This window comes from Halorubrum trapanicum (genome assembly GCF_002355655.1).
GTDB classification, from domain to species: domain Archaea; phylum Halobacteriota; class Halobacteria; order Halobacteriales; family Haloferacaceae; genus Halorubrum; species Halorubrum trapanicum_A.
In genome coordinates this window covers 693,356-711,214 of record NZ_AP017569.1, presented here as the reverse complement: position 1 = coordinate 711,214, position 17,859 = coordinate 693,356, and the positions used below count along the sequence as shown (strand labels likewise).

At 68.0% G+C, this 17,859-nt stretch carries 17 protein-coding genes, 1 tRNA gene and 1 pseudogene; 8 read left to right on the top strand and 11 right to left on the bottom strand.

What is annotated here, in order from left to right; translation table 11 throughout:
• Positions 1-31: 31 nt before the first annotated feature.
• Together CPZ01_RS03520 and CPZ01_RS03515 are read right to left on the bottom strand one after the other, a co-directional pair.
• The gene (locus CPZ01_RS03520) at positions 32-1,273 is read right to left on the bottom strand and encodes a hypothetical protein (protein WP_096393457.1); all 1,242 of its coding nucleotides are present in this window, start codon (positions 1,271-1,273) and stop codon (positions 32-34) included.
• A 177-nt stretch (positions 1,274-1,450) separates the two neighbouring features.
• Positions 1,451-2,227, bottom strand: coding sequence for a hypothetical protein (locus CPZ01_RS03515; protein WP_096393456.1), 777 nt, complete (start codon positions 2,225-2,227; stop codon positions 1,451-1,453).
• A gap of 203 nt (positions 2,228-2,430) precedes the next feature.
• On the opposite strand from CPZ01_RS03515, the gene CPZ01_RS03510 reads away from it, so the two are divergent.
• Together CPZ01_RS03510 and CPZ01_RS03505 are read left to right on the top strand one after the other, a co-directional pair.
• A complete protein-coding gene (locus CPZ01_RS03510; RefSeq protein ID WP_096393455.1) occupies positions 2,431-2,847 on the top strand; it encodes a type IV pilin domain-containing protein in 417 nt (138 codons plus the stop codon).
• Between the two features lie 106 nt (positions 2,848-2,953).
• A pseudogene (locus tag CPZ01_RS03505) lies at positions 2,954-3,778 on the top strand (IS5 family transposase).
• A 56-nt stretch (positions 3,779-3,834) separates the two neighbouring features.
• Here CPZ01_RS03505 and CPZ01_RS03500 read toward each other — a convergent pair.
• From CPZ01_RS03500 to CPZ01_RS03490, 3 genes are all read right to left on the bottom strand, one after another.
• Complete coding sequence (locus tag CPZ01_RS03500) at positions 3,835-4,278, bottom strand: hypothetical protein (protein ID WP_172863926.1); 444 nt, start codon at positions 4,276-4,278, stop codon at positions 3,835-3,837.
• A 4-nt stretch (positions 4,279-4,282) separates the two neighbouring features.
• Positions 4,283-4,801: a DUF7342 family protein gene (locus tag CPZ01_RS03495; RefSeq protein ID WP_096393454.1), complete on the bottom strand. Its 519-nt coding sequence runs from the start codon at positions 4,799-4,801 to the stop codon at positions 4,283-4,285.
• Positions 4,802-5,083: 282 nt separating this feature from the next.
• Positions 5,084-5,158: transfer RNA gene (locus CPZ01_RS03490), tRNA-Arg, on the bottom strand.
• Between the two features lie 332 nt (positions 5,159-5,490).
• On the opposite strand from CPZ01_RS03490, the gene CPZ01_RS03485 reads away from it, so the two are divergent.
• Together CPZ01_RS03485 and CPZ01_RS03480 are read left to right on the top strand one after the other, a co-directional pair.
• Positions 5,491-6,090, top strand: coding sequence for an RAD55 family ATPase (locus tag CPZ01_RS03485; protein ID WP_096393453.1), 600 nt, complete (start codon positions 5,491-5,493; stop codon positions 6,088-6,090).
• An 86-nt stretch (positions 6,091-6,176) separates the two neighbouring features.
• Positions 6,177-6,599, top strand: coding sequence for a CoA-binding protein (locus CPZ01_RS03480; protein ID WP_096393452.1), 423 nt, complete (start codon positions 6,177-6,179; stop codon positions 6,597-6,599).
• Positions 6,600-7,214: 615 nt separating this feature from the next.
• Here the strand turns inward: CPZ01_RS03480 and CPZ01_RS03475 are convergent.
• Positions 7,215-8,195: a PLP-dependent cysteine synthase family protein gene (locus CPZ01_RS03475; protein WP_096393451.1), complete on the bottom strand. Its 981-nt coding sequence runs from the start codon at positions 8,193-8,195 to the stop codon at positions 7,215-7,217.
• Positions 8,196-8,382: 187 nt separating this feature from the next.
• Between CPZ01_RS03475 and thrS the strand changes: the two genes are divergently transcribed.
• Entirely contained in the window at positions 8,383-10,359 is a 1,977-nt protein-coding gene (thrS, locus tag CPZ01_RS03470) for a threonine--tRNA ligase (RefSeq protein WP_172863925.1), read from the top strand.
• A 36-nt stretch (positions 10,360-10,395) separates the two neighbouring features.
• Here thrS and CPZ01_RS03465 read toward each other — a convergent pair whose 3' ends face one another.
• Positions 10,396-11,961, bottom strand: coding sequence for a PAS domain-containing sensor histidine kinase (locus tag CPZ01_RS03465; protein ID WP_096393449.1), 1,566 nt, complete (start codon positions 11,959-11,961; stop codon positions 10,396-10,398).
• Between the two features lie 94 nt (positions 11,962-12,055).
• Here CPZ01_RS03465 and CPZ01_RS03460 point away from each other — a divergent pair, with 94 nt between their 5' ends.
• Positions 12,056-13,228 carry a pyridoxal-phosphate-dependent aminotransferase family protein gene (locus tag CPZ01_RS03460; protein WP_096393448.1) on the top strand — a complete coding sequence of 391 codons (1,173 nt, stop codon included), beginning with the start codon at positions 12,056-12,058 and terminating at the stop codon, positions 13,226-13,228.
• A gap of 694 nt (positions 13,229-13,922) precedes the next feature.
• Entirely contained in the window at positions 13,923-14,642 is a 720-nt protein-coding gene (locus tag CPZ01_RS03455; RefSeq protein WP_096393447.1) for a methyltransferase domain-containing protein, read from the top strand.
• A 42-nt stretch (positions 14,643-14,684) separates the two neighbouring features.
• On the opposite strand, the gene CPZ01_RS03450 is transcribed toward CPZ01_RS03455, so the two are convergent.
• On the bottom strand, positions 14,685-15,983 hold the full coding sequence (locus tag CPZ01_RS03450; RefSeq protein WP_096393446.1) for an MFS transporter: 1,299 nt from the start codon (positions 15,981-15,983) through the stop codon (positions 14,685-14,687).
• Positions 15,984-16,081: 98 nt separating this feature from the next.
• On the opposite strand from CPZ01_RS03450, the gene CPZ01_RS03445 reads away from it, so the two are divergent.
• Complete coding sequence (locus CPZ01_RS03445) at positions 16,082-16,270, top strand: hypothetical protein (RefSeq protein ID WP_096393445.1); 189 nt, start codon at positions 16,082-16,084, stop codon at positions 16,268-16,270.
• A gap of 42 nt (positions 16,271-16,312) precedes the next feature.
• Here the strand turns inward: CPZ01_RS03445 and CPZ01_RS03440 are convergent, their stop codons facing one another.
• The 3 genes from CPZ01_RS03440 to CPZ01_RS03430 form a co-directional block, all read right to left on the bottom strand.
• Positions 16,313-17,050: an SDR family oxidoreductase gene (locus CPZ01_RS03440; RefSeq protein ID WP_096393444.1), complete on the bottom strand. Its 738-nt coding sequence runs from the start codon at positions 17,048-17,050 to the stop codon at positions 16,313-16,315.
• A gap of 77 nt (positions 17,051-17,127) precedes the next feature.
• The gene (locus CPZ01_RS03435) at positions 17,128-17,514 is read right to left on the bottom strand and encodes a nuclear transport factor 2 family protein (RefSeq protein ID WP_096393443.1); all 387 of its coding nucleotides are present in this window, start codon (positions 17,512-17,514) and stop codon (positions 17,128-17,130) included.
• Between the two features lie 99 nt (positions 17,515-17,613).
• Positions 17,614-17,832, bottom strand: coding sequence for a YgaP family membrane protein (locus CPZ01_RS03430; protein WP_096393442.1), 219 nt, complete (start codon positions 17,830-17,832; stop codon positions 17,614-17,616).
• Positions 17,833-17,859: the final 27 nt, after the last annotated feature.

Genomic DNA, 17,859 nt, shown 5'->3' with positions numbered 1-17,859 from the left:
GACGAGTCACAAAAAGATAGCGGGGACGACGTCAGACCGACTCGCGTAACGCCCACACGTCGCTCGCCGGGTCCAGATTCGACGGTTCCGCGCCCCGCGAAGTCAGGATTCCGGCGTGGTACAGCACCGCCTTCAGCTGGAACACGGTGGGCGAGTGGTAGACCTCCCCGTCGGTGAGGGGCTCGCGCTGTAGCTCCCCGTCGGCGTTCAGGACGCGGCTCCGGACGTCGTCGTCCCCGCGGACGAACAGTTCGACCGTGAACGACGGGTGTAGCGCGTGGAGGTACTCGACGACGTCCGGGAGGCTCGGCTCGCCGATCCCGTCCTCGTGCATGTGCTGGAGCTCCTCGACGAGGAGCTGCGTCGCCGGATAGTCATAGACGACGCGCCTGGTGAGCATTCCCCACTTCGGCGCCAGGTCGCAGAAGCGCTCCCGCGAGCGCTTCCAGTCGTCGAACACCCGGAGCGCGGCCTCGACCGACCCGTACTCCCGCAGCGCGAACCGGACGACCTCCCGGCCGAGCGGCGTCAGTCGAGCGGCGTCGGGTCGGTCGTCGACGAGGTTCAGGAAGGCCGCCCCGGTTCGGGCGTCGTCGGTGGCGCGCACGACGTGTTCCGCGAGGACCCGCTCCGCGTCTCGCTCGTGGGCGACCGCGAGGGGGTACGCGAGGTAGTTCTTCGGGTGGTTGAGGCCGAACGACTTGCCGGCGACGCCCTGCGCGCCGGCCTGGAACCGGATGGCCGTCGTCTCGGTCGTGGTTCGGTTCCCGACCACGCGGGGGGTCTCGACCGGATCCACGGTGCCGTCGGGGGTCACGCCGAGGACGCCGACGTTCAGCTCGCGAGCGAGGGTCCGTGCGGACTGCGAGACGGTGTCCGCCGGGACCGCGACGTACGCGGCGTTCGCCTCGTGGAGCCGGTCGTACGCCTGAACGATGCCGCGCTCGACGTCGGCGTCGCGCCGGTTCGTGTGGCCCTTCGCCTCGACGACCACCAGCGGCGGGTCGTCGCCCAGTCGGTCCACGGCCAGTAGCTCGTCGCTCAACAGTCGCACGCCGACGAGGTCGGGGTAGCCGGAGCCGACGCGGACGTGGTTGAACGGCGCCAGCTCGTCCGTGACCGCCGGATCGATGGACTCGTTCGCGAGCCACCGGTCGGACGAGAACTGCGTGTCGACGACCGCGTACCCGTCGTCCGCGTCGTCGGGGAACAGGCGGCGCTTCGCGTGCGCCAACACGCGCGGTTCCGAGAGCGGCGACGCCGCGCTTGCCATGACGGAACAATGCTCTCACCGGCTCATGAAGGTGGGGGTAACGGTGAGCGCGGGAGGAAGATGCGGGTCGTTATCACAATAACCATTATCCAGAGTATGACCCGCTACGACCGGCCGGAGGAACTCGACGCCCTCGACGCGGACGATCTCGAAGGGTAGCGGACTGATCCGGCGGCGCTACTCGACGCCGAGTTCGCGGGCGGCGGCCGCGGAGATGGTGAGCCCGGCGTCGGCCGTGGTCACGCGCTCGTCGAGCACGTCGTCGAGTACCTCGCGCAGTTCCGCGATGAACGAACTCGGCCGTTCGACCTGAACGCGCGTCGTCGACTTGTCGGCGTAGTTCAGCCCGCGGTGTCGAACGTAGGTCCGCGCGAACGACCGCCTGACCGGCCGAGGAACGTCCCACACGACCGCGGGAAGGTGGTCGAGCGACGTCTTCGCGCCGGTCGGCGCGCCGGTCGCGACGAGACACCGGCCGAGGACCGTTCCGTCACAGGTCGGGACGACCTCGGTCGCGCGCCCGGCCGTGTCGGCGTTGCGGGTGCGCGTCTCGACGCCGATGCGCTCGAAGGCCGCTCGGATCTCCGCGACGGTCACGCGTTCACCCGGCGTCACCGCGGGAACGTAGTTGTCGGCGGGGATGCTCCCGCCGGCGAGGACGTGAGCGAGCAGGTCGACGAGGGCGGCGGCCGTCTCGCCGTCGGGGTCCGGATCGAGCCAGCCGCGGTCGATCGCCGTGTCGATCCCTCGGACCGGATCGGGGACGGCGTCTTCGAGCCAGCCCCGGACGCGCTCGGCGGGGAGATCGAGCGCACGGCCGACATGGACGCGGCCGGCGTTCGAGTGTTCGGCGGCGTACTCGCGGACGCGGCGATAATCGAGGACCTTCTCCCACGGGTCCGGATACACGCGATCGCTGTAGGTCCGGGAGAGGGCTTTCGCCGTGGGTTCCATAGCAACTGTAATCGAGTCAACGAATTTGATTGTATCTGTCCAATTTTCTCCACTGATATTCGTGGCAATAAGTACATAAGCCACTCCTGCTTCTCTGCGAGTAACCAGCAACCGATCTGAACGAGCGGAGGGTTGTCTCGGGCGTCGACGACGGCGCCCGGGTCCCCGAGAACTCGTTTGACGGTGGCCGCTGGGTTCAAACAATGAAACCAAGCAACCAATCCAACGCGGACGACAGGGCAGTCAGTCCCGTTATCGGCGTCATCCTCATGGTCGCGATTACCGTCATCCTGGCGGCCGTCATCGGGACGTTCGTCCTCGGACTCGGCGATCAGTTAGGTGATACCGCGCCGCAGGCAACCTTTACAATTGATAGTAATGGCACGGATACGATCAATATAACTAAAACAGGTGGACAGTCGCTCGAATCGGCTGATCTCGTGCTCTCCGTTAATGGTGAGAGAGTCAATAGCTCGATTGCCTCTGACACTTGGGAGACCGGTGAACGGAAGCAGATAACAAAGGATAGTGGTGACTGGGCCGGCGGTGAAGCTGAGGTACGGATAATCCACGACCCGAGCGGGAACGCAATCTTCGAGCGGACATGGGACTTCAGCTAACTGCTTAGCGCGGTAACCACTACCAACTGCTCTGTTGAATCCGCGGAAGGCGGCGGGATAGCGTCGCTCTGAAGGTGGAAGCGAAGCGGAAGAGTAGGTTGGTCACATTCGACTTTTCCGCTTCGTTAAGCAAGTCGCGTCGCTGGCTCAAAAGTGCTGTGCCGCCAGTCCAACGGCGGTGAGTGATCCGACTGGCCACGGATTTCCCGGGTGGAAGCATGTCATGCTCCACTTTTTGCGGGTTCACATGGATGCGACGTACCGCGAGATCGTTGACTGGGCGAGTGAGATGGACGGCGTTCGTGGGCTGTTACAGCTCGCTCGAACGGCATTTCCCGCACCCTCAACGCTGTACCGGTCGTTTGAGAGGGTCCCCATGTCGGGGTGGCGCGGCTTCCTTCGTGAGTCGGCGACCATCTGCGATCCGGGCTCGCACGGTGCCATCGATGCCACGTTCTTCGACCGCGAAACGGCATCGAGACACTACCAACACCGCTCGGATCGCCACATACGCACGCTCAAAACGGCGGCACTCGTCGATACGGACTCGTGTGCCATTCTCGATCTTCACTGCTCGGCACACTGGCCTCACGACACCCAAACTGGCCGTCGAGTTGCCCTTCGCAACACCGAGAAAATCGAGAGTCTCGCCGGTGAAAAGGGCTATGACGACCAATCTCTCCGGGACGCTCTCCGTTCAGCGGGCGTCCGGCCCCTACTGCGCCATCGGTTGTTCGCTGCGTACGATCACGCGCACAACGTACGGTTGGACAGCGAGCCATACGGCCAGCGCTGGATGGCCGAGACCGCCTTCTCGGCCATCAAGCGTCGGTTCGGCCCCGCTGTCCACCCTCGGGCATGATACCGCAAGTTCCGCGAACTCGTGGTGACCGCCACAGTCTACAACCTCGAACAGGCACTCAAACAGTAACCCCGACGCCATCATCGGATTCAACGAAGCACTCTCAGCTAATCTGGTGGGAATGCTTAGCGGTCGGTGAGCCGGATTTCGAGACGGTCGAGAATTCCCCAGAGCAACGGTACTGGCTGGAGGCTGTCGAAAGAGACCGCCTCGTACTCGTATTCATCGTCCGCGGAGAGACGTTCTTGATAGTGTGCCCATCCATCTACGTGCGGATTCGGCTCGTGGTGCCACCCACAGTCGAAGCCTGAATTTTCGCTGTAATGAAAGACGAACTCCGGGTCTGCGTCGGCAGCCTCGCCCGCGTACCACCGAAGGGTGAGTGTTCCCTCGTCCGCTTCGCTTCCGAGGATAGCAGGGTCAAGTGTCGCAACGACACGGATGAATTGGCCAGGTGGCTCCCCACTCGCATGTTGGACGGCAGGGTGTCGCTCAATCGTGCGTCTGAGTTCGAGCAGAACCGTGTGCGATGCCTGTCCGGGGTCGTAGCCGCCGTCGAACGCGAACATCCGGTCAGGCAGGTGCCGGGGTACTTCCAGCGTAGTCAGCGTAATGCTCGATAGCGTCCCCTACAAGTTGGAGACGATACGCGATGATGTCCCAGTCGTTCGCAGTCTGGCGCATCTCTCGCGTTGCCTCGGCAGTATCGGCATGTGCCGCCCGCTCGCGAAGCTCGCTCGGTGAATCCGCGTCGTACTCGGTCTGCCACTCCTCGACCTGCTCCTGTAGGTCGCCACGCAGTTTGAGAAGATCGTCGCGAGTCCGGTCGTCGAGGAGGTTGCGGAGAGCTTGCATTCGCGTGTAGAGCGGGTCTGGTTCATACCGGGTCGCGGTCCCTCCGGTAGCGGTTCGGAGAACGTTCATCTCAACGAGGCGCTGGAGATGGTCACGCGCAGTGTTTCCCGCGACGTGAGCCTGCTCTGCAATCCAGTCAGCCGGCTTGGGCTCGGAAACTGTAACGGCGACCGCGCGCACGCGGTCGAAGGCGCTCTGGTGCTCTTTCCAGAGTTCGGCCCCTGATTCATCTGTCATACGTAGCGGTTGGCGCTAGACCACAATAATTCTATTGGGAATACAAACTATTGAACAAGAACGATGGCGGAGGTGGCGAGCTGACCGCGAGAGAGGCTGAAGCGTTCTCCAGAAAGTCAATTCCAGTAGCTTCATTATGAACTGCGGTAATCTTGACTCTAGTAAATCGCACGACGGAGGAGATGGGAATGACGTGGCATAATGAACTCTACTCCGATACCGGAGGAAGGTTTAAATACACCTCGTCGCCGTCTGTTGACTCCTCGGTGTTATGCGGCAGGATGGGCGCTACAGGATTTGAACCCGTGGCAACTTGGTCCGAAGCCAAGCACTCTGTCCAAACTGAGCTAAGCGCCCTCACCGCCGTGTACTTCCGAGAGCGTGTTAAGTCCCGCGATCCGAAATCGCCGCCGCGCAGTCCGACGGTTCCGCGCCGACTCCGGGAGTCGATCGATTCGCGGACGTGACACGTTCTCGCGATCTGGAGGTGTGGGATCCGAAGCACGCGCCCGAATTCGGCGGCTGATCGGGTCGACAGCCGCGCCGAGACGCGCCGCCGTCTCGCAAGGGGCGATCAAAAAGAATATTATTCGGAGCGGGCATGTTTCGGTAGTAGATGTGTCCTGGTCGTACGGCCTCGCGGCCGAACGAGTGGCTCGCGCCGACGACGTCGCCCCCGAGGTGCGTCCATGTATGAGCTGACGCCGCACTTCGACGCCGAGGTCGATCCCGGGACCAACATCCTGTTGACCGGCCCGCCGCTCAGCGGGAAGCGGTCGATCATGATGGACGTCCTCGCCGCGGGGACCGACCGCGACGAGGGCGCCATCGTCGTCACCACGAAGGACGGCGCCGACCGGGTGCTCCGCGACTACGAGAAGCGGACGCCCTACGAGGGGAAGCCCGTCGCGGTCGTCGACTGCGTCACCCGCCAGCAGGGCGGCGACACCCGCGAGTCCGACCGGATCAAGTACGCCTCCTCGCCGGTGGACATGACGGGGATCGGGATCAAGCTCTCCGAGTTCCTCCAGGCGTTCGGCGACCGCGGCATCGAGCGGAACCGCGTGATGGTCCACTCGCTGTCGACGCTGTTGATGTACTCGGACCTCCAGACGGTGTTCCGCTTCCTCCACGTGTTCACCGGCCGAGTCCAGAGCGTCGACGGCCTCGGGCTGTACAGCATCGACTCGACGGCCCACGACGACCAGGCGATGAACACGCTGAAACAGCTGTTCGACGGGATCGTCACCGTTCCCGAGGACGGCGAGCCCGAGATCCGGCTCCCCTGAGCGGGCAGTCGTCGACTGCCCGCGCCGGTTCCCGGACCGCGACGACGTGGGGTCCGCTTAATCGTGTCGCGCCCGTACGAGGAGCCATGCCCATCACCGACGACGCGGGGCTCGACCGCCTGCTCGACGCCGAGACGATAGCGGTCGTCGGCTGTTCGACGACGCCCGGAAAGGCCGCGCACGACGTGCCGGCGTACCTCCAGGAGCAGGGGTACCGTATCGTCCCGGTGAACCCGTTCGCCGACGAGGTCCTCGGCGAACCGGCGTACGACGCGGTCGGCGACGTCGAGGAAGAGATCGACCTCGTGGACGTGTTCCGGCCGAGCGAGGAGGTGCCGGGCGTCGTCGACGACGTCCGTGAGCGCCACGCCGAACGGGGCGACGCTGGCGCGGTTTGGCTCCAGCTCGGAATCAGCCACGACGAGGCGGCCGCGGCCGCCGAGGCCGACGGGATCGACGTGGTTCAGGATCGCTGTCTCAAGATCGAACACGGTCGACTGCGCGAGTGAGCGGCAGCGACTTCGCTGAATCCGCGGTGTTGCTGTCGGCCATTTATAAGTGATTGACAGCGGAGCGGCGCCGAACATCTCCAAAGCCCCAGCCGTGAGGCGGACGCACGCTCGCTGTCGCCCGAAAACCAGAGATTTTCGGGATGACGAGAGAGCTTTGCTCTCTCGAACCACGCTCCTCACTCGGTCGCTACCGCTCCCTCGTTGCGGTGCTTACATCGCCTGTGCCCGCCTCACGGCAGCGTGGCGCTACGCGCCACGGGCAGCCGGCGGCAAAGCCGCCGGCGACTGCCCCTTTGAGTCCCACCCGACAGCGACCGCACCACCGGAAGACGGTCCTGCTCGCTCGCTTTGCTCGCTGCGCGGGCTGCGACTTCCGTGCTCCCGCTCGCTCCCGGCGGTCGCTCGCGGGAACGCAGCCTCACCCCTCCCCAGCCTCGTCGGCGGTCCTCCGCTTCGCTCCGGACCGCCGACTCTCTCGCGCGAGCTGACTCGCGGCCGCCGGTGGCGGCCGCTCGCAGGCACGCGCCGCCGCCCGTTTATAAGTGACAGTCGCCGCTCAGATCCTGTTTAAATATCGCACCGCTCGCGATCACGGTGTCGCTCCCGCACAAATTACCCCTCCCACTCCTCGAAGCTCCGGTAGACGCCCTTCGAGAGGTAGCGCTCGGAGGAGTCGGGGAAGACGGTGGCGACCGCGTCGTGCGGGGCGTCGATCGCGCCGTCGCGGATCTCGCGGGCGACGCGCTTCGCCGCGATCGCGTTCGCGGCCGACGATGAGGCGACGAGGTGGCCCTCCTCGCTCGCGAGCCGGCCCATCTCCTCGTGGACGTCGCGGTCGTCGATCGCTCGGATCTCGTCGACGAGGTCGGGGTCGAACAGCTCGTTCCGCTCGGTGTCGTGCGTGCCGATCCCCTCGGTCTTGTACTCCTCGTGCTCGACGTCCTCGCCGAGGAACTCGCGGTAGGCGGAGCCGGCGGGCTCGACCGCGACGACGTGGGTGTCCGGGTCGCGCTCGCGGAAGTAGCGCGCCATCCCCATCAGCGTCCCGCCGGTGCCGCAGCCGGCGACGACGGCGCCCACCTCGCCGTCGAGCGCCGCGTCGATCTCGGGCGCGGTCGTTTCGTAGTGCGCCTCGGCGTTGAGCGGGTTCGAGAACTGCTGGGGGACGACCGCGTCGTCGAGCTCCTCGGCTATCTGGTGCGCGCGGTCGATCGCGAGCCCCATCCCCTCGTCGCTCGGCGTGTTCACGACCTCGGCGCCGAGCGCGCGCATGAGCTGCTGTTTCTCCACCGAGAAGCGCTCGGGGACGACGAAGATCGCCTCTAACCCCAGCTGCTTGGCCGCGACGGCGAGCCCGATCCCGGTGTTGCCGGCGGTCGGCTCGACGACGGTGCCGCCCTCGCCGACGTCGCCGCGCTCCAGCATGCGTTCGAGCATGTACTTCCCGATCCGGTCTTTGATGCTCGCGCCGGGGTTGAACGACTCCAGCTTGGCGTACACCGGCACCGACTCCGGCGCGTCGTGGACGTCGACGAGCGGCGTCTCCCCGATCGTCTCCAACACCGACGACAGGGGCTCCCGATGATCGGTCATAGGCCGGCAAACGTTGCCGCCGGATTTGTGTGTTGCCATCGCTCCGTCCGGATCCGGGGATCCGGAGCGGCGGCGCGACTTGCCGGGAACGGGGATCGCGGGGACGGCCGCGGCGGACTGCCGCGACCGTAGCGGACCGCCGCGACCGTCCGACCGTGTGACGCCGCGCCGCGGATCGAACAGGCTTATGCCGGTCGTCCGGCTCCGATGCTGTATGAGCGAGACCGATGCGGAGGCCGAGGTGACGGTCGTCCTGCCGGACGGATCAGAGCTGACCGTTCCGGCGGGGTCGACAGTCGAGGACGTCGCCTTCGAGATCGGCCCCGGGCTCGGTCGCGACACCGTCGCGGGGAAGATCGACGGCGAACTCGTCGAGAAGCACGCCGAGGTCCACGACGGCGCGCGGATCGAGATCGTCACCGACCAGTCGGACGAGTACCTCACGGTGTTGCGCCACTCCGCGGCCCACGTGTTCGCGCAGGCGCTCCAGCGGCTCCACCCCGAGGCGACGCTGACGATCGGCCCGCCGACCGACGACGGCTTCTACTACGACGTCACGGACGTCGACGTCGACGAGGACGACCTCGCCGCGATCGAAGACGAGATGGCGGAGATCATCGCGGCGGACTACGACATCGAGCGCGAGGTCCGGTCGCGCGAGGAGGCGAAAGAGATCTACGCCGACAACGAGTACAAGCGACAGATCTTAGACGAGGAGGCCGACGGCGAGGAGGTCACCTTCTACGTCCAGGACGGCTGGGAGGACCTCTGTCAGGGCCCCCACGTCGAGTCGACCGGCGAGATCGGCGCCGCGACCCTCCTCGAGGTGTCGGCCGCCTACTGGCGCGGCGACGAGGAGAACGACACGCTGACGCGGGTGTACGGCACCGCCTTCGCGAGCGAGTCCGACCTGGAGGAGTACCTCGAACTGCGCGAGCAGGCCCAGGAGCGCGACCACCGGAAGATCGGCCAGGAGATGAACCTCTTCTCGATCCCGACGGTGACCGGCCCCGGCCTCCCGCTGTACCACCCGCCGGGGAAGACGGTCCTTCGCGAGCTGTCCGACTTCGCGACCGAGCTCAACCGCGACCACGGCTACGAGGAGGTCGAGACGCCGCACGTGTTCCGGACGGAGCTGTGGAAGCAGTCCGGCCACTACGAGAACTACAAGGACGACATGTTCCTCCTCGACGTCAACGACGAGGAGTACGGCCTGAAGCCGATGAACTGTCCGGGCCACGCGACCATCTTCGACCAGCAGAACTGGTCGTACCGCGACCTCCCGCAGCGCTACTTCGAGAACGGGAAGGTGTACCGGAAAGAGCAGCGCGGCGAGCTGTCCGGCCTGTCGCGCGTCTGGTCGTTCACCATCGACGACGGCCACCTGTTCGTCCGGCCGGACCAGATCCGCGCCGAGATCGAGTCCGTCATCGAGATGATCTTCGAGGTCGTCGAGACGCTCGACTTAGAGGTCGAGGTCGCCCTCGCGACCCGTCCCGACAAGTCCGTCGGGGGCGACGAGATCTGGGAGTCCGCGGAGGACCAGCTCCGCGACGTGCTCGAGTCGGGCGGCTACGACTACGACGTCGAGCCCGGCGACGGCGCCTTCTACGGCCCGAAGATCGACTTCGGCTTCGAGGACGCGCTGGGCCGCGTGTGGGACGGCCCCACGGTCCAGCTCGACTTCAACATGCCCGACCGGTTCGACCTGACCTACACGGGCGAGGACAACGAGGACCACCAGCCCGTGATGATCCACCGAGCGCTGTACGGCAGCTACGAGCGCTTCTTCATGGTCCTCATCGAGCACTTCGACGGCAACTTCCCGCTGTGGCTCGCGCCGGAGCAGGTCCGGATCCTCCCCGTCTCCGACGAGACGCTCGGCTACGCCCACCGCGTGAAAAACGAGCTGGAGGACGCGGGCTTCCGCGTCGAGGTCGAGGACCGCGACTGGACCGTCGGCCGCAAGATCCGCGCGGGCCACGACGACCGCCTCCCGTACATGGTCATCGTCGGCGACGACGAGCAGGAGGCGGGCACCGTCTCCGTCCGCGACCGCTTCGAGAACCAGCGCGGCGACGTCGACCTCGACGCGTTCGTCGACCACCTGGTCGCGGAGCGCGACGAGAAGCGCACGGAGCCGGACTTCGTCGGCGGGGAGTGAGTCTCCGCGGCGCGAACGGGCCGAAGCGACGCGGGCTCAGGCCGGTTCGACGCCGCCGACCTCGAACCGCGCGCCCCCTTCCTCGGACTCGACCGCTCGGACCGTCCAGCCGTGCGCGTCGGCGATCTCCGCGACGATGTTCAGGCCGAATCCGGTCCCTTCGGGATCCGTCGTGTACCCCGTCTCGAACACCTGCTCGCGCTCGGATTCGGGGATTCCCGTCCCGTCGTCGGCGACGTAGAACCCGTCGCCGTCCGCGAGCGGCCCGACGGTGACGGTCACCGCCTCGCCGCCGTGTTCCGCGGCGTCGTCGGGCTCCCCCCGACTGCTCGTGGAGCCGTGCTCCACGGCGTTGCGGAACAGGTTCTCGAAGAGCTGTCTGAGCCGCGCCTCGTCGGCCAAGATTTCGAGTTCGTCGACCGCAGTGCGGAGCGTTCCGCTCCCGCTGTCCGTCGTCTTCCAGGCGTCGGTCGCCAGGGCGACGAGGTCGACCGGCTCCGGTTCGTCGACGGCGTCCCCCTCGCGCGCCAGCGTGAGCAGGTCGTCGATGAGCGTCTCCATCCGCGAGAGCGACCGCTCGACCGGCTCGATATGCTCGCTGTCGCACTCCTCGGCGAGGAGGTCGACCCGGCCCCTCGCGACCGTGAGCGGGTTCCGGAGGTCGTGGCTCACGACGCTCGCGAACCCGTCGAGCCGGTCGCGCTCGCGTTCGAGTCGCTCCGCCGCGCGCTGCCGCTCCAACTCGTAGCTCACCCACCGCGTCAGCAGTTCGACGAACGTCCGCTGGGTGTCGGTGAACGGCTCGCCGCGCGGGGTCGTGGCGGCGAAGCAGAGCGTCCCGTACTGCTCGCCGTCGACCTCCACCTTCCCCCCGATGTACGTCTCGAGCCCGAAGTTCTCGTGTGCGGGGTCGCCGGCCCACCCCTCCTCGGTCGCGTCGACGACCGTCAACAGCGTGTCGCGCGCGATGGTCCGCTTACAGTACGCCTCGTCGAGCGGACAGGTCTCGCCTGGCTGTAAGAGCGGGTGGTCGGCGTGAGAGGCCTCGACGTGTTGGGTCCCGTCCTCGATGCGGGTGAGGAACCCGTTCGGCACGTCGAGGTACTCGCAGCCGAGCGTCAAGATCGCCTCGACCTTCTCGTCGAACGTGCGCTCGTGGTCCGAGGAGACCGCGTACAGCCGCTGGATGGCGCGGAGGCTCTCCCGCTGTCGCCGCTCTAAGTCGCGCCGCTCGGTGATGTCCCGAAGGTACACGGAGAGGCCGCTGTCGGAGGGGAACGCGCGGGCCTCGAACCAGGTGTCCAGCGGCTCGTAGTACGAGTCGAACGAGACGGGCTCTTGGGTCGCCATGGCCCGGTGGTACTCGTCGTAGAACTGCGTCTCGGCCGCCCCCGGGATCGACTCCCAGAGGTTCGCGCCCTCGACCGATCCGTCCGGCCCGACGGCGTCGTCGCTCATCGCGGACCGGAGGATCTCCCTGCCTCGGTCGTTCGCGAACGCGATCCGCCAGTCGCCGTCGAGCGTGAAGAACCCGTCCGACATCCGGTCGAGCACCGTCCGGAGGTCCTTGTTCGACGCCGACTCGCCCGCACCGTCGCTCATGTCCCGAGAGACGTATCGCGGACGGTTAAGTTAGGGTGGATTCGGGGTCGCCCCTTCCGTCGGCTTTTTGCGTTCGCTCGTCCGGGTATGAGGTATGTCGAACCAGCAAGCCGAGCCCGGCGTCGACGAGCGAGCGCCCGAAGTCGGAGAGCTGACGCCGCCGGACCGCACGCTGATGGGGCCCGGGCCGAGCGACGTCCACCCCCGCGTACTGAAGGCGATGAGCACGCCGCTGGTCGGCCACCTCGACCCCTCGTTCGTCGAGATCATGGACGAGGTCCAGGAGCTGCTGCGGTACACCTTCCGGACGGACAACCGGTGGACGATCCCGGTGTCGGGGACGGGGTCGGCGTCGATGGAGGCCGCGATCGGCAACCTCGTCGAGCCGGGCGACACGATGCTCGTCCCGACGAACGGCTACTTCGGCGGCCGGATGAAGTCGATGGCCGAGCGCGCGGGCGGCGACGTCGTCGAGGTGGAGGCCCAGTGGGGCGAGCCGCTCGACTCCGTCGACGTCGAGCGCGCGTTCGACGAGCACCAGCCGGACGTGTTCGGCTTCGTCCACGCGGAGACCTCGACGGGGGTCCTCCAGCCGAACGTCCCCGAGCTGACGGACATCGCGCACGACCACGACGCGCTGGTGATCGCCGACTGCGTCACCTCGCTCGGCGGCGTGGAGATGCGCGTCGACGAGTGGGGCGTCGACGTCGCCTACTCCGGCCCCCAGAAGTGCCTCTCGTGTCCGCCGGGCGCGAGCCCGCTCACGCTCAACGACCGCGCGATGGACAAGGTGCTCGACCGCGAGGAGCAGCCCCGGTCGTGGTATCTCGACCTCTCCCTCCTTGAGGGGTACTGGGGCGACGACCGCTCGTACCACCACACCGCGCCGATCACCAACGTGTACGCGCTGCGCGAGGCGCTCCGGCTCGTCGCCGAGGAGGGGATCGAGGAGCGGTGGACCCGCCACCGCGAGGTCGCCGGCGAGCTGAAGTCGGGGCTTCAAGAACTCGGGCTGGAGATGAACGCTCCCGACGAGTACTGGCTCCCGAGCCTCAACGCGGTACGGGTACCCGACGGCGTCGACGACGGCGCCGTCATCGACCACCTCTTGGAGGAGTACGACTTGGAGATCGCCTCCGGCCTCGGCGACTTGGAGGGCGACATCTGGCGGATCGGCTGTATGGGCTACTCCGCTCGCCCGAAGAACGTCGAGTACGTTCTCGCCGCGCTGGAGGACGCGCTGGCGGCGCAGGACTACGAGGCCTGAGTCGGACATCTCCCGAGAGGCGAGTAGGGAGCTGCGTCGGACCGATTACTACCTTCCCAGTCGGTGGCGTTCGAATTCGGCGCCGGCCGAGAGGTGGACTCCGAGAATCGATAGCGGGAGTGAGTGTAGTACATTATGAGTGAGGTCGTTTATAAAACAGAGCGCGGTGTTGCTGTTGGCTGTTTATAAATGACCGACTGCGGGGATACCGATCTCCAAAGCCCCAGTCGCGACGGCTCGCGCGCCTTGCTGCGCTCCTCGCTCGGTCGCTGCCGCTCCCTCGCTGCGGTGCTTGCTGCGGCGTGCTTCGCCCTCGCGACTGCCCCTTTGAGTCCCGCCCCGCACAGCCACGCACAGCACCTCACGCCTCCCCAACCTCGCCGCTCACGCCCTGCGGGCGTTCGCGGCGTCCCTCGCGGGCTGGCTCGCGGCCGCCGATGGCGGCCGCTCGCAGGCGCGCCACCGCCTGCCATTTATAAGCGATCGTCGCCGTCGCTCACGGCTATTTAAATACCACACCGCGGCCGGCGATCTGCGATACTCACTGCCGTAGTTCTTCATGTGGTACCGTTCGGCGCGCTACTGTTTCAGAGGGAAGCCCGGTCGCGATAGCCGACTGTAGCTGAGCCTGCGGGTCGTGAATCGGTACCGACGCTCACGCTCGCTTTTTAATTGTCGGAGCGACCGTGGCGGCATGCCCGACGCCTTCGGACGCGCGATCTACGATCACCACCGCGGCGAGCGGACGGAACCGCTCTACCAGGGCGACGGCGAGGAGACGCGCGAGCACCCGATCGAGGACTTCTACTTCTCCGAGTTCGACCCCGAGAGCGACGCGGGTTCGTGGCTCGCGTCCCGGCTGGACGGGCCGCTCGTCGACCTCGGCGCCGGCGCGGGGCGCCACGCGCTGCGCTTCCAAGAGCGGTTCGAGACGGTGGCCGTCGAGCCCAGCCCGGCGCTCGTCGAGACGATGCGCGAGCGCGGCGTCCGCGACGCCCGAGAGGGAGACATGTTCGCGCTCCGGGCGGCGTTCGAGCGCGACCGGTTCGCCTCCGCGCTCGTGATCGGCACGCAGGTCGGCCTGTCGGGGTCGACGCGGGGGCTCTCCGCGTTCCTCGGCGACCTCGCGTTCGTGACGACACCGGATGCGACCGCCATCGTCGACTGCTACGATCCGAGCCACCCCGGCGCCGCCGACCTCCTCGGCTACCGCGCGGACCCGATGCCCGGGCTCGCGGGCCGCGTCATGTGGTTCGCGTACGACGGCGAGCGGGACCCGACGCTCCGGTTTACGCTGTTCTCGCCGGACCGACTCCGCGAGGCGGCGGTCGGGACCGGCTGGGCGGTCGAGGCGGTCGGCCGCGAGGGGTCCGGCGACGGCCCGCACTATCGGGCCGCGCTCCGGAAGCGGTAGGCGGTCGCGACGCACGGACCGCGGGCCGAGGAGTCGCGCGCCCTACCACGCGGTCAGGGCCGCGCGGCCGTGGTCGGACGCGAGCACGCCGAGGAAGGCGATGACGCCGGTGATCGCGAACGCGCCGCCGACGTAGAAGACGGAGCCCATGCTCACCTCGACCATCAGCCAGCCGGCGATGAGCGGCCCGGCCACGGAGCCCGGCCGCCACACCAGCTCGCGGATGCCGAAGCTGGAGGCGACGCTGCCGTCGTCGGTCCCCTCGTCGGCGAACAGCGCCATGCTCGCCGGCTCGCGGAAGGAGTCCGCGACGCCGAGCAGCCCCGAGAGGGCGACGAGCGGGAGGTACGCCGGCGGGAGTTCGCCGAGGATCGGGAGCGTCACGCCCGCGCCGAGCGCGGTCCCGATCGCGGCCGAGAAGGGGATCGCCATCGCGATCGCGCCGTAGGCGCCGCCGCCGGCGAAGACGAACAGCGACCGGCCGTACGCGTCGGAGAGCCGGCCGGTGAACAGCTGGCCGACCATGTTGGTCGCCTTCTCCGCGGTGACCGTCACCGCGACGGCGGTCGCGCCGACGGCGAGCCCCCCGGAAGCCAGCTCGGTCCCGGCGTAGATGGGGACCCAGGTCCGTACCATCGTCACCGCGAAGGCGTACTGGGCGCGGAACGTCGAGATGGTCAAGATTTTGCGGTTCACTGCGAGGTCGCTGAACGGGAACCCGTCGACCCGCGTGGGGTCGCCGTCGAGCATCCCCCACGTGACGAGCCACGCGGCGATCATCAGCGCCGTGACGATCGCGAACACCGGCCCGAAGCCGACGGCGTCGTACACCGCGCCCGCCCCGAGCGACCCGAGGATCGAGGCCGCGAACGAGGCGGCGTTCGCCTTCCCGATCTTGTCCGCCCGCGTGCCGGCGCCGGCGATCTGCCCGACCAGCGAGAGCGTCATCAGCCCCGCGCCGGTGACGACGAGCCCTTGGAGCGCGCGGACGAGAATGAACGACCCCGACGAGTCGACGAGCGGAAACAGCGCGTACACCCCAGCGCCGGCGCCGAGCACGCCGAGCAGCACGAGGCGCTTGTCGAACCGGTCGCCGGCCCACGCGAGCGGGACCACGGCGACCGTCTGCGCGAGCGTGAACCCGGTGGTGTACATCCCGATGACGAACCCGGCCGACACCGTGACGCCGAGCACCGTCGTCGCCTGCGGGTCCAAGGCGTTGATGTACGTCGGCAGCAGCGTCAGCAGCGTGATGAACCCGAACCCCTCGGCGAACCGGGTGAGGTAGAGCGCCCAGAACTGCGATCGGCTCGTCCGGTCGGTCGCGCCCGCGTTGCTCACACCGGATCGGGGCCGACGGGTTCAAAAGGAATTTCGATTCGAAGCCGCGCGTCGCGGGGCGCCGAAGGTATTTCCCGGTCGGCGTCGTCGGGCCGGGCATGGGCGACCGCGCCTGCGACCGGGCGTTCTGTCCGGAGTGCGACTTGGCCGTCTCCCGCGCCGACGAGACGTGTCCGGAGTGCGGCGCGCCGATGGGGGGCCGTGACGACGCGACCACCGACGATGCCACCACCGGCGACGCCACCACCGGCGACGCGTCGACCGACGACGCGTCGACCGAGGGGTGACGCGGCCGCTGCTCGCGCCGCCGCGCCGTCACCCCGGCTCGCTCACATCGTGTCGGCGTACTTGTCCCGGCGGTAGAGGTCGATCTCGTGGGCCGAGGAGCCGGGGCGCGACGCCGCGAAGGCGATCGCCTCGGCGACCTCCTCGGGTTCGGTGACGCTGCCGGGCTCGAACCGCTCTTCGAAGGGCTCGCCCTCTTCGCTGCCGAACTCGGTCCGGACCTCCGAGGGGTTGACGACGGAGACCGCCACGCCGTCGTCGCCGGCCTGCGCCGCGACGCTGTGGGCGAACCCGCGGATCCACCACTTCGTCGCGGCGTACACGGGGTTGAACGATCGGGGGAACTCCCCGGCGAAGCTGCCGACCGCGACGAGCGTTCCCTCGCTCTCCCTGAGGTGCGGGAGCGCCTCGCGCGTGAGGAAGAACGCCCCGTCGACGTTCGTCTCCTGCATCGCGAAGTACTCCTCGTCGGTCATCTCCGCCACGTCGCTCCCCCGGGCGAGCCCCGCGTTGACGACGGCGACGTCGAGGCCGCCGAACGCCTCGACCGCGGCCTCGACCGCCGCCGCCGAGGTGGCCCTCTCGCGCACGTCGCCGTCGGCGACGACCGCCTCGACGCCGTACGCCGAACGCACGTCGTCCGCGACCGCTTCGAGCGCGTCGCGCCGCCGCGCCACGAGGACGAGGTCCGCGCCGCGCTCGGCGAGCGCGTGCGCCGTCGCTTCGCCGATTCCCGAGCTCGCTCCGGTGATCACCGCCGCCGCGCCGTCGAGGTCCGTCATGGGCGTCCGATCGGCGGCGGGGCTGATAAACGTCGGCGTCGTGCCCGAGCGCGTCGGGACGGGGCACCGTCCAGCGGTCAGAAGTCGTCGGCGGTGCTCACGTGGAGGCCGACGAAGCGCCACCCGTCGTCCCGGCGGACGAGCGTCCCGCTCCACCGAGTGTCGAACTCGCGGCGTCGCCCCGTCTCCGCGTCCGTCCACGCCATCGCGACCGCGTCGCTGAACCACGCGTGGTGGTCGCGCTCCGTGACGCGGAGCTCGCGGCTGGTCACGCGCCAGTCCGTCGTGGTCTCGGTCTGCGTCCGGAGCCCCTCGCGGATCCCGTCGCTCCCGACGAGCCGCTCCGAGACGCCGAACTTGACGTACGGGTCGTCGCCGTCGCGCTCGTCGGCGACGTACGGCGCCAGCGGGTCGCCCGCCCGGAGCGCGTCGTAGTACGAGCGGACGGTCTCGCGTGCGTTCATACGGGGCGCCACGCGCTCGGCGGAGAAGTGTTTCGGGGTCGCCGGCGGACCGCACTCTCGGGCCCCGGTCTGTCCGCGCCGTCGGACCGCGCTCCCGTCTCAGTCCACCGGACAGCGGTCGATCCCGAGGGCGCGGTACAGCAGGCATCGCCGCGTGGCGCCCTCGACGACGAGCACGGCGCCGGCGACCGCGAGCCCGACGGCGGAGACGACGGGCACGCTGACGTCCGTCGTCGCGACGAGGACCGCGAGGATCGCGACGGCGACGCCGCCGACGATCCGTGCTGCCGCGTCGATTCGGCCCACGTTTCGTTTCACATCGGTATCTGGGTGCTGCGCCGGAAA